General features: G+C 53.1%; 9 protein-coding genes, 1 tRNA gene and 1 pseudogene. 6 read left to right on the forward strand and 5 right to left on the reverse strand.

The annotated features are described in order from the left end of the window. From BLQ16_RS09825 to BLQ16_RS08545, 4 genes and pseudogenes are all read left to right on the forward strand, one after another. Positions 1-582 (forward strand): annotated as a pseudogene (locus BLQ16_RS09825) (arylsulfotransferase family protein); the annotation flags it as partial. Positions 583-593: 11 nt separating this feature from the next. Next, the gene (locus tag BLQ16_RS08535) at positions 594-2,045 is read left to right on the forward strand and encodes an SLC13 family permease (RefSeq protein WP_091792316.1); all 1,452 of its coding nucleotides are present in this window, start codon (positions 594-596) and stop codon (positions 2,043-2,045) included. A 168-nt stretch (positions 2,046-2,213) separates the two neighbouring features. Next, complete coding sequence (locus tag BLQ16_RS08540) at positions 2,214-3,632, forward strand: aryl-sulfate sulfotransferase (protein ID WP_091792317.1); 1,419 nt, start codon at positions 2,214-2,216, stop codon at positions 3,630-3,632. Positions 3,633-3,840: 208 nt separating this feature from the next. Further along, the gene (locus BLQ16_RS08545; protein ID WP_159428059.1) at positions 3,841-4,764 is read left to right on the forward strand and encodes a LysR family transcriptional regulator; all 924 of its coding nucleotides are present in this window, start codon (positions 3,841-3,843) and stop codon (positions 4,762-4,764) included. 108 nt (positions 4,765-4,872) lie between these two features. Here the strand turns inward: BLQ16_RS08545 and BLQ16_RS08550 are convergent. From BLQ16_RS08550 to dnaX, 4 genes are all read right to left on the reverse strand, one after another. Continuing rightward, a tRNA-Leu gene (locus tag BLQ16_RS08550) sits at positions 4,873-4,956 on the reverse strand. An 83-nt stretch (positions 4,957-5,039) separates the two neighbouring features. Then, positions 5,040-5,639 carry a recombination mediator RecR gene (gene recR, locus BLQ16_RS08555; protein WP_091792319.1) on the reverse strand — a complete coding sequence of 200 codons (600 nt, stop codon included), beginning with the start codon at positions 5,637-5,639 and terminating at the stop codon, positions 5,040-5,042. After that, positions 5,639-5,950 carry a YbaB/EbfC family nucleoid-associated protein gene (locus BLQ16_RS08560; protein ID WP_091792320.1) on the reverse strand — a complete coding sequence of 104 codons (312 nt, stop codon included), beginning with the start codon at positions 5,948-5,950 and terminating at the stop codon, positions 5,639-5,641. The genes recR and BLQ16_RS08560 overlap by 1 nt, the downstream gene beginning before the upstream one ends. Positions 5,951-5,983: 33 nt before the next feature. After that, the gene (gene dnaX / locus BLQ16_RS08565; protein ID WP_159428060.1) at positions 5,984-7,612 is read right to left on the reverse strand and encodes a DNA polymerase III subunit gamma/tau; all 1,629 of its coding nucleotides are present in this window, start codon (positions 7,610-7,612) and stop codon (positions 5,984-5,986) included. A gap of 386 nt (positions 7,613-7,998) precedes the next feature. On the opposite strand from dnaX, the gene BLQ16_RS08570 reads away from it, so the two are divergent. Then, positions 7,999-9,246, forward strand: a complete 1,248-nt coding sequence (locus tag BLQ16_RS08570; protein WP_091792322.1) for a pyridoxal phosphate-dependent aminotransferase — start codon at positions 7,999-8,001, stop codon at positions 9,244-9,246. A 42-nt stretch (positions 9,247-9,288) separates the two neighbouring features. Next, the gene (gene brnQ, locus BLQ16_RS08575; protein ID WP_091792323.1) at positions 9,289-10,635 is read left to right on the forward strand and encodes a branched-chain amino acid transport system II carrier protein; all 1,347 of its coding nucleotides are present in this window, start codon (positions 9,289-9,291) and stop codon (positions 10,633-10,635) included. Positions 10,636-10,959: 324 nt separating this feature from the next. Here the strand turns inward: brnQ and BLQ16_RS09690 are convergent. Then, positions 10,960-11,827: DUF7604 domain-containing protein (locus BLQ16_RS09690; protein WP_159428061.1), on the reverse strand; the 868-nt coding region annotated here is incomplete at its 5' end.

The following is an 11,827-nucleotide window of genomic DNA, read 5'->3' on the forward strand; positions in this document are numbered from 1 at the left end:
GCCCATATGATTCCCCAGGGCTTACCGGGCGCCGGCAACATCCTCATTTATGACAACGGTGGTCAAGCTGGCTATGGGGCACCCAACCCCGGCTCTAAGACCGGCATTAACAATGCCCTGCGCGATTACAGCCGCGTCATTGAACTGGATCCGGTGCGTATGACCTTAGAATGGACCTGTACACCACACGATATGGGGTATGCTCAACCCTTCCACGCCCACCACTTCTACAGCATGTTTATTTCTTCCGCCCAGCGCCTGCCCAACGGCAACACCCTGATTACCGAAGGCTCCGGCGGCCGCTTAATGGAAGTAACCCGCGACCATGAATTGGTTTGGGAATACATTTCTCCCTACTGGGGCAAACACATGCCCATCAATATGATTTACCGCGCTTATCGCTACCCCTACGATTATGTGCCCCAGGTGGAAAAACCGGAAGAAGTGGCCATCGAGCGCATTGACAACACCACCTTCCGCATGCCAGGCGCCACTGGCAAAGATCCGAAACGCGCAGTGCAAATCGACGGCACACAAGGCTATCATGACGTTGAAGGCTTCTGTGTTGCTTCTGAAGATTAAGGAGGTGCACCATGTCTACAAAAGCGTCTTTACCCGCTAACCGGGAATGGCTAAAGGCCCTTATTGTCCTTGGGATTGCCGCGCTGGGCTGGATTATTCCGGCACCGGCACCAATGACCCCCATCGGCGTTCGTTGCTTGGCTGTTTTCTTAGCTATGATTATTGGCTGGAGCATTACCGCAAGCGCTTGGCCAAGTTTTTTGGGACTGCTACTATTCCCGCTAACCGGTGTTATGCCCTTAAAAGAATTCATTGCCATGGGCTGGGGAACAGATGTCATGGTCTTCTTGATTCTTTCATTTGCCATGATTTCTTACCTAGAAGCCACCGGCGTCAGCCGTTTTATGGCCTCTTGGTTGATGACCCGATCATTTTTGCAAGGGCATCCGTGGCGTTTGATTTTCATGATTCTATTTGCCGCTTATTGGATTTGCTCTTTGGTCAATACTTTTATTGGGATTTTCTTAATGTGGCAAATTGTCTACAGCATTACCGAATCCATTGGTCAAAAACCTTTTGATAAATTCCCAACCATCATGATATTCGGCATAGCTATGTTCGGCGCATTGAGCCTAACCGCCATGCCCTGGGGCGGCAATGCCATTGTCAACTTAAGCGTTTATGCAAATATTGCTGGCGAAAGCGCCAATATGTTGGAATACATTCTATTTACGATTCCTTACGGGATGGCTTGTATCGGTATTTATCTCCTCATGGCCAAATTCTTATTCCGCTTGGACGTACGCCCCTTGGTCAATATTAAAAAAGAAAATATTGATCACAGTGCCTTAGAAATGACTGCCGAAAAACGGACCGCTTTAATCGCCCTCTTGGTATTTGTCGTCATGCTCTTAGGTCCTGGGCTGATCCCAAAAGGAACCGCCGCCTTTGAATTCTACCAACGGTTTGGCATTGCCGGCATCCTATTGCTCTTTATGGCCGGGTTGCTCCTCTTATCCCATAAGGGCAAACCCGTATTTGACTTTCCGACCCTAACAACCAAAGGGGTCCCTTGGCCCATGATTATGATGGTCTCCGTCATTTTGGCCATCGGCGGAACACTCATGAATGAAAAAACCGGGATTGCACCCTTTTTAAACCAAAATCTTGTGCCAATGTTATCCGATTTGCCGCCCGTTGCATTTGTTGTTATTTTGATTGCCGTTGTTGTGGTCTTAACCAACTTCATGATCAACATGGTTGTTGTTGCCATGTTCCTACCTATTTTAATTCCGATGGCTGAAAGCATGGGCCACTCCCCAATGCTTTTATCCTTCGCAGTGATGCTTGCCAGCACCAATGCCATTTTAACACCTGCCGGCTGTGCAGCGGCCAGCGTCCTATTCCCGAATAAGGACTGGATTACCGCAAAAGATATCTACAAGTACGGGACACCAACCGTCATTATCTTTTCTGCCTTCCTCATCATCTATTTCTTTATCAGCATGTTCATCATTTACTAAAAAATACAAGGCAGGCCTATTTTCGGGCCTGCCTTGTATTTTAAGCATGCATAACGAATGTTTATGCCCCCTATCCGACAACCGTATTAGCACAAGGCGTCATAATGCTTTATTATATAAGTAGGAAAATACCAGCATTCTCGTCACGCATTGAAAGGAGACTCATCTATGGGAACACCTACAGTACACCCTACCGGAACGACGATTTACAATCCGGAAAAATGTTTTAACGGTTATACGATTTTCCCGGCCCGGGAACAGGGCGCTGTGCTTATTGATATGAACGGCCGAGTGGTCAATTTTTGGAAGGACTTGCAAGGTTTTCCGAACAAGTTGCTCCCCGGCGGCGAAGTGGTCGGCAGCCGCGGCGAACGCAACAATGAGTTCGGCTGGCAGGACCAGATTGACCTGATCCAGGTGGACTGGGACGGCAATGTGGTTTGGGAATTTAACAAACTGGAATACATCGAAGACCCGGGCTATGAAGCCCAGTGGATGGCCCGCCAGCACCACGACTACCAGTTTGAAGGCAATACGGTGGGCTACTACGTGCCCGGCATGGAAGCCAAAACCCGTGGCGGGAATAAGCTGCTCCTTTGCCACCACACGGTAACCAACCCGAGAATTTCCGCCCTGCCCTTGTGCGATGACACGATTATTGAAATCAACGATGCGGGCGAGATTCTCTGGCGCTGGAACTGCAACGAGCACTTCCGCGAAATGGGCTTTTCTGAAGAAGCCAAAAACTGCATTGCTCGCAACCCGAACATGAACAAGTCCGGTGGGGACTGGATGCACACCAACTCCATGAGCGTCTTAGGCCCGAACCGTCACTATGACAACGGCGATGAACGCTTCCATCCGGATAACATCATCATTGACGGTCGTCAGACCAACATCATCTGCATCATCAGCAAGGAAACCGGTAAAATTGTCTGGAAGCTGGGCCCGGATTACACCGCTCCGGAAGCACGCTTTATCGGCCAGATTGTCGGCCAGCACCATGCCCATATGATTCCCCAGGGCTTACCGGGCGCCGGCAACATCCTTATTTATGACAACGGCGGCATGGGCGGCTACGGCGCACCCAACCCGGGGTCCAAGACCGGCTTGAACAACTCTTTACGAGACTATAGCCGCGTTATTGAATTTGATCCGGTAACCATGAAAATGGTTTGGGAATGCAAGCCGTCTGATATGGGCAACGCCATGCCTTACCATGCAGACCATTTCTACAGCATGTTTATCTCTTCCGCCCAGCGCCTGCCCAACGGCAACACCCTGATTACCGAAGGCTCCGGCGGCCGCTTAATGGAAGTGACCCGTGACCATGAATTGGTCTGGGAATACATCTCCCCCTACTGGGGCAAGTACCTGCCCATCAACATGATCTACCGCGCTTATCGCTACCCCTACGATTATGTGCCCCAGGTAGAAAAACCGAAAGAGGTTGCCATTGAGCGCATTGACAACACCACCTTCCGTATGCCGGGCGCGGCCGGCAAGGACCCGGAACGCACCGTTTCCGTTGAAGGAACCATCGGTTTTACAGCCGTAGACGGCTTCTGCTTAGAATCTGACGATTAAGCCTTATAAAACATTCCGAGAAACCGCTCCGGTTTCATCGGAATGTTTTTTTATGAGCCGGTTTCCATCCGGTCCTGGCCATTGCCTGCCTTCTGCCGGTGCGGTATACTGATAGCAAATGGACCGTCGGCCATCCGGCTGCGGACACAAGCCTGACCACACTCACGAGCCGCCACCGGTACTACACGCATCCATAAGGAGGGATTCCGTGCGCATTGAACAGTTGGAACAAATCATCACCATTAATCGCTGTGCTTCCATTTCTAAAGCTGCCAAAGAGCTGCTGATTTCCCAGCCAGCCTTGTCTACCTCTTTACGGCAACTGGAAGAGGAACTGGGCACCACCCTTTTTGTGCGCGACCATAATGGCGTTTATGCCACCGGCGACGGCAACTGCATCTTGGAGTTGGCCGACCAAGTCATGGAACTGGTTGACGACATTCGCTATTTCAGCTGCCGCGATCATGACCTGCAGGGCACCGTCCGCATCATGCGTACCCCTGCCTACAGCGTGCTGGACTACCGTATCCTCTCGCAACTGCGCCAGCAATACCCCCACCTCCAGGTAGAAATCATCGAACAGTCTATTGATGACGTCATCACCGGCATTGCCGACGGCGCCGCCAACGTGGGCCTGATCACCTGGGGCATCTCCTCTGAACAAACCCAGGCCCACCTGGCCAGCCTGGACTTAATCCATGAAGAGCTGGCCCCTCGCAAACTGATGGCCTTCGTCGACCGGCACAACGCCCTGGCCGACCAGGCCTCCGTTAACCTAACCGCCCTACAAGACGCCCAGTTTCTCTCTTATTCATCCGGCTACTGGTCACGCCTGAGCAATGACCTCCACATTAATCAAGACGCCATCATCGTTAAAGATAAGGAGGACCTGAAACGTGGCATCTACAAGGGCCACGCCATCGCCCTGCTGCCGGATATTTTTGCTGAAGAAGACATCTACTGCGAGCAAAACTTAATCCGCTGCGTCGCGGTCAACGACGAACACGGCAGCTTTGAAGGTTACGATTGCCTCCTCTACCCGCGCAAACGCAACCTGACCCTGGCTGAGCGCTACCTGCTCCGGGTTCTCCGCCACTTGCTGACGCCGGATAGCCCGCCCCCTAAAGACTAAGCCGGAAGCGGCCCATGAATGACACAAGCATGGGCCGCTTTTTTGTTGCACTTAGATTGTAAATTCAAGGCACAAAAAAAGTGCCTTCCTAAAATTAGGAAAGCACTCTGCGGATGGTGGGAGTCGAACCCACACGCCATCGCTGGCATACGCCCCTGAAACGCACGCGTCTGCCTATTCCGCCACATCCGCATTGCACGATTTATAATATCGTACACGCCGATTTTTGTCAAGGTTTTTGACCTTAATTTCACAGCCCTTCAGCTGAACTGGCGTCAGACGTCCACACGGCCGTCCAAGGCGCGCGCCAGGGTCATGTCATCGGCAAATTTAATGTCCCCGCCGATGGGCAGGCCGCGGGCAATGCGGGTTAGGCGAACCTTTAAGGGGCGCAGCTCGTCAATGAGAAAGAGGGCAGTGGTTTCACCTTCAACGGAGGGGTTGGTGGCTAAAATCACTTCTTCCACCTGTTCAGCCCGGATCCGGTCTTTTAAGGCGTCTATGCGCAGGTCTTCCGGACCGATGCCATCCATGGGCGAGAGCCGGCCGCCTAAGACGTGATAACGGCCCTTGAAGGCGCCGGTCCGTTCAATGGCGGCAATATCCCGGACTTCTTCCACCACACAGATCTGGCCGATGTCCCGGCTGCTGTCGGCGCAAATGCGGCAGAGGTCCCCATCGGTCAAATTGCCACAGCGGGGACAATGACCGATGGTATGCCGCGCCACGCGGATGGCACGGGCCAGGGCCTCAGCTTCCTCAGGCGGCGCATCAAGGATGTGAAAGGCCAGGCGCATGGCGCTTTTACGGCCGATCCCCGGGAGCCGGGCCAGGGCATCAATCAAATCTTGCAGCGCATCGTTCAGTTTGGCCATTAAAAGAGGCCACCGGGAACCTTCATCCCCTTGGTTAAGGCGCCCATTTTTTCTTCAGAAAGGGCAGAGGCATTTTTGATGGCGTCGTTGACGGCGGCGACGATTAAGTCTTGGAGCATCTCAATGTCTTCCGGGTCCACCACTTCCGGTTCCAGGCTAACAGAGAGCACTTCATTGTTGCCGTTAACGGTAACGCTGCAGGCGCCGCCGCCGGAAGTGCCGGTGACCGGCGTTTCAGCCAGTTCTTCCTGGAGTTTTTTCATTTGCTTCTGCATCTTTTGCATTTCTTTCATCATTTTTTGCATGGACATGGTTCTTTCTCCTTTTGGTCAGATTGCTGTGGGCTACTCATCTATCAGTTTAATGTTGTCATCACTTAAATTAAAGAGCTCTTTTGACCGCTCAATCAGGTCATCGGTCGGGTCATAGGCAGCGTTTAAAACCAGGTGGACTTGGGCATTCTGCCCGCTTGTCTGGCGGAAGAGTTCACCCAACATGGACCGCTGCTGGGGCGTGTTCATCTGGTTATAATGAAAGGCGTTGTCTTCAGGAAACCGCAAGGTAAGCACGCCGTCCTGGAGGCTTTCGGCGATGGCCGGCTTCATAAAGGCATGCAGCCGAACGCTGTACCCCTTCAGGGCGTCCATGGTCCGGCCCCAGAGGGCAGCAACTTCCCCTGCATCGCTGACGGTGGCCCCCTGGGTGGCCGCCGGCCTGTCTTCTGACAGCGGCTGCTTACCCTCTTTTGGCGCCACCGACGGGGCTTGTGCTTTGGCCGCCGCCAGTCTTGTCTGTTCCGCCGGTTCGGGTGTTTGGGCCGGGGCCGGCTTGGTGACCGTCCGACGGGCCGGCGCTTGCGGCGACGCAGCTGCCGGTGCGGTCGCTTGATCCTCGACCAAAAGGGCCAGGTCAATAAAGGTGGTTTCCAGCAACAGTTCGGCATCGCCGGCATAGCGCAAATGGGCTTCCGCTTCCGACAGGCGGCGAATCAGCCGTTCAAAGCAGGGCACAGACAGGGCCTCCGCCAAGGGCTGAGCCGCTTCCGGATTCAAAATGCTGCCCTCATCCAAGGCCTGCGGCGCCACCTTCAACATAAAAAGACGCCGCAGCCACTCGGCAAAGTCCTTTAAGAGACGCCCGGCTTCACAGCCGTCATTCAAGGCCTTGCGGGTGCTTTCCAAAAGCTCGGCATAATCCACAGCCGTCAAGGCCTGGGTCAAGGCCCGCAAGGCCCCTTCCGATAAGCCCCCGGTCAAATCGTTTAAGGCGCTGACGGTGATTTTATCCGGCGCGTAAGCGTGGGCCTGGTCCAGCAAGCCGATGGCATCGCGCAAGCCGCCGGCAGACTGGCGGGCCATTTTCAGCAGGGCCTGCCGGTCACAGGCAATGTCTTCCGCCGCCGCCAGTTTTTCCAAATGGTCCGCCACCAGCTGGGTGGGGATCCGCCTAAAATCAAAGCGCTGGGTGCGGGAAAGCACCGTCTGAGGAATTTTTTGCGGATCGGTGGTGGCCAGGATAAACAGCACATGCGCCGGCGGTTCTTCAAGGGTTTTCAGCAAAGCGTTGAAGGCTTCCCCGGTCAGCATGTGCACCTCATCTATAATGTACACCTTCCGCCGACCGACCGCCGGTACAAACCGCACCTGCTCTTTTAATTCGCGGATTTCATCAATACCGCGGTTGCTCGCCGCGTCAATATCCACCACATCAATAAAGCGGTCTTCCGCGATGGCCAAACAGTTGTCGCAATGTCCGCAGGGGGACCCATCCTGGGGGCTGAGGCAATTGACCGCCTTGGCTAAAATTTTAGCGGTAGAGGTCTTGCCGGTCCCGCGCGGACCGCAAAAGAGATAGGCATGCGCTAGGCGGTGGTACTTCAAGGCATTTTGCAAAGTGGTCACCACCACCTCCTGCCCGATGACATCGGCAAAAGTTTGGGGTCGAAATACCCGGTAAAGGGCTTTATGCGCCATGTCACTCATCTCCTTAATGATTACATCTCCAGCACTTTGATGATATCCCATCCCCGGGTAAATCGTCAAGCGCCGTATGGTTACAAGAAAAATTTGACGCCCCTTACCTCCTGTTCCGTTTATTTTTTCAAACAAATAAAATTATTTGAAAAATAGAAGAACTTCAACCGTTTCAATTGACATCTGTTCAATAAATGCTTACACTGAACACAAGCAACTGTTATACGACAAAGGGACAGGAAATGCCATTCCTCAAATACAGATTCGACCGGCATCGGATTGTAGTGGACAAGTGATTTTTCACTGAGTACAATTGAGGAAGCAATTATTATATTTGGGAGAATTAATAATCGCATGCGCATTCCATCCAAAGAAAGGGAGATTGTATGAGTATTTTAGCAAAGCATGCCCAAGGCAAAGGCGGGGCGGATACCATCTTCGCCTACGCCGGCGCAGCGGCTGCCCGGGCCCGGGAAGTTGGCACTGAAAACATCGTCAATGCAACCATCGGCGCTTTTTTAACGCCGGACGGCCACTTGGCAACGATGAAAACCGTTCAGGAGGCCATGGAGGCAGTTCCCTTTGAAGTCGCGGCCAACTATGCGCCGATTAACGGTTTGCCTGCCTTTATTGACGCTATGGCGGATTCTGTTTTTCGGGATTACCGCCCGGATTGTTTTATTGACGGCGTGGCGACCCCCGGCGGCACCGGTGCGGTTCACAACGCCACCTACAACTACCTTAATGAAGGTGATGTTTGTTTAACCACAGATTATTTCTGGGGCAATTACGCTTCCCTTCTGAGCGAGTTCGACCGTAAGCTAGAAACCTTCAATACCTTTACGCCGGACGGCGGGTTTGATGTGGACGCCTGCCTGGCGGCCTGCAAGGCAAAAATCGCCCAGCAGCAAAACCTTGTCCTCCTCCTCAACACGCCGGCCCACAACCCTACCGGGATGACCGTCAGTGAAGCGGAATGGCAAAAACTGCTGAGCGAATTGACCGCCCTTGCTGAAGCCAATCCGGACCACGGTGTCATCGTCATCTTGGACGTTGCCTATATTGATTACGCGCCGCAGGAGGCGCGCCGCATGTTTAAGCTCTTTGAGAACTTGCCGCATAACATGCTGGGCATCGTCTGCGCATCCTTGAGCAAGGGCTATACCCTGTATGGCTACCGGTTAGGCGTTGAGCTCTGCATGGCGCCAACTGAAGCCCTCAAGGACGAATTCATGCTGGCCGCCGGCGCTTCCTGCCGGTCCACCTGGTCCAATTGTTCCCGGGTGGGGATGGAAATGGTTGCCGCCTTGGCCACCGATCCTCTTAAGCTGAAAAATTTCCGTGCGGAACAAGATGACTTTGCCGCCCAATTGGCCCAGCGTGCCGATGTGTTCACCTCGGAAGCCAAAGAAGTGGGCCTCACCATTTGCCCCTACCACAGCGGCTTCTTTATCTACGTGCCAACCAAAACCCACGCAGATGCTGAAGCGCTGACCAAAAAAGTTGCCGAAAAAGATATTTTTGTCGTGCCCCTAGGCGATGGCGTCCGCATTGCCATTTGCGCCATTGACATTCGCCAAATCAAAGGCATGGCCAAGATTTTCAAAGATGCACAAGTCGCTTTGGGTCTCTAACGCAAGAATGCTGATACTGCTAACATAGATAGGAGGTTTATCATGAGCAGTCCATCCACCCAGCCAAAAGCAACCATTGGCTACATTATTACCGTCGGTTTCGCTATTTTCGCTACTTATTTCGGCGCCGGCAACTTGATCTTTCCGCCTACTTTAGGCGTATCCGCCGGAACGCTGTGGATTTTTGCCCTGATCGGCTTTGCCATTACAGACGTTGGGCTCGGGGTCCTCGGGATCATTGCCACCACCAATGTCGGCGGCGGTGTTGATGACGTAGCCCGCCCGGTCGCAAAATGGTTCTCTGTTGTTTTAGGCTCTCTTATTTGTCTTTTTATCGGGCCATTATTCTGCGTTCCCCGCGTGGCGGCCACCACTTACGAAATGGGTGTACAGCCCTACGCTGAATTTATCCCCATTTGGGCCTTATCCTTTGTTTTCTTTGCCGTCACCCTGGCCTTAACCATCAAGCAATTGGCCGTAGTGGACATCATCGGGAAAATTCTCACGCCCATTTTGCTCATCATGCTCGCCATTATTTTCATTGGCGCCATCGTCCATCCCATCGGTGCCCCTGTTGCCACAGGCGCCGAGCACCAGTTTGCTCATGGCTTTATGGAAGGCTATCAAACAATGGACGGTATCGGGTCTCTGGTCATGGCCGGTATTTTCGTCTTTGACGTCCGCGCCCGCGGCTTCAAGTCCCGCAAGCAACAGCTGTCCGTTATTGTCCCGGCCTGCCTGGTCTCCGGGGTTTGCCTGACCTTAATTTACGGCGGTCTGACCTACATTGGCGCCACCGCCAGCGGCTTATCTGAATTCCAAGGCCTGGACCGGGTACCCCTTTTAATCGGGACGGTCTTTGCCATCTTAGGCACCCCGGGTAAAATAGCCCTGTCTGTCGCTGTAGCCGCCGCCTGCTTGACCACCTCCATCGGCTTAACCTCCATGGTGGCCAACTTCTTTGCCCGCGTGACCAACGACAAGCTGAAATATTCCACAAACGTTATCATCATTTGTCTCGTCAGCTTCTTCATGTCCTTGGGCGGTGTCGAACACATCATCATGCTGGCCGTTAACTGCCTCCTGCTCATCTATCCGGTGGTCATGGTCCTCATCTTCATGGCCGTCTTTGACCGCTTCATCCCCTACAAATGGGCCTACAGAGGCGCCATCATCGGCGCTCTGGCCGTATCCATTTTGGACGTTTGGGGCAGCTACAATGACGGCGTCAAGGGCTTGGTCAACACAGTTCCCCTGGATACCATCGGTTTCGGCTGGATTGTTCCAGCCATCATCGGTGGCATCATCGGTACCGTTGTCCAAATGGCCTTAAAGGCCCCCAACCCGGAAAAACCGGTTCGTCCTGAATTTGACGCTGACGACATTTAATGCCAGCCCCCATCACTTAGACCTATATCTCTACCGGAGACAGGCTTTCCTGTCTCCGGTTTTTTCTTGTCCGAAAGGCCCTGCCCTGCTATCATGCCGCATATCGCACAGGGCAGGGGACCTCCCAGCTCCCCCTGTCACATCTTGATAACCGGCCCTGCCTTCCCAGAAGATATGGTCGACAACTTGCCCCCTACCCTTGAGCTTCCCTCCCTGCCGGTGGCTCTTTTCCCAAACAAAGAAAGCGTTCCGGACTGATTTTACCAGTCCGGAACGCTTTCTTTGCTTATCAGCCTCTAGGACCCAAAGCCCTCACCGACACCTTTATCCGGTCTTCCCATCAGAAAAGCGCCAGCGAATGGCCCCAGCCAAGACCAGCAAAATTGCCAGCCCCGCCCAAGAGCCTTGGCCCGGTCCACCGGCCTGTGGAAGCTCCCGACCCTCTTTAATATTTTTTACCTGAATGCCCCCGCTTGCTTGACTAAAAGCCGGGTCAGGCGTTCCTTTAATAGTAACATTTCCCTCCTCATCCAGGCTGAAGGACAACGCCCGGTCAAGCTGGCGATAGCCGGCAGGCGCTGCCACTTCCTTTAGGTAATAGTCACCTGCTTCCAGCCCCCTAATGAAAAGATTGCCCTGCCCATCCGTGCTAAAGCGTGTCGTTTTCTCACTACCATTTCCTGAATAAGCAGCAATGGCTGTCGCCCAAGAATAAGTCGGGTTTGTCCGATAAAGGGCAAATGATGCTCCTTTCAGCCCCTGGCTGGTCTTTTCCCAGTCAACTTTTTTAATCTTTAAGCCCGGGTTCGCAGTTTGAACCACCGGGTGAGGGTAGACTGCAAATTGTCTATCTCCAGCCTGCATATACTTCAGCTGGGCCTCTTCATTGGAATAAAGACCAGGCTGCCCTGATGACGTCTTGTTCTTGCCAAAGTCGGTATTGAACTCGCCCTTATGGGGATAGACATTGGAATGCTCTGCCAGGTATGCTTTGGCTGTATCATTGATTTTCAGGTTATAGGAGACTTGAAAGGTTTCATTTCCTAGGTTATGGCCTTCTCGGAATTTAACCTGAACCCGGTCTTGCTTTCCGGTTTCCCCAACTCCAAGCGAATAAGAGGCCCATGAAATATACTTGTCGCCATCACCTACTGCATGACCTAAGGTGGTGTAGTTATACCTGGTATTGTGG

This window comes from Peptococcus niger (genome assembly GCF_900101835.1).
Lineage (GTDB): Bacteria > Bacillota > Peptococcia > Peptococcales > Peptococcaceae > Peptococcus > Peptococcus niger.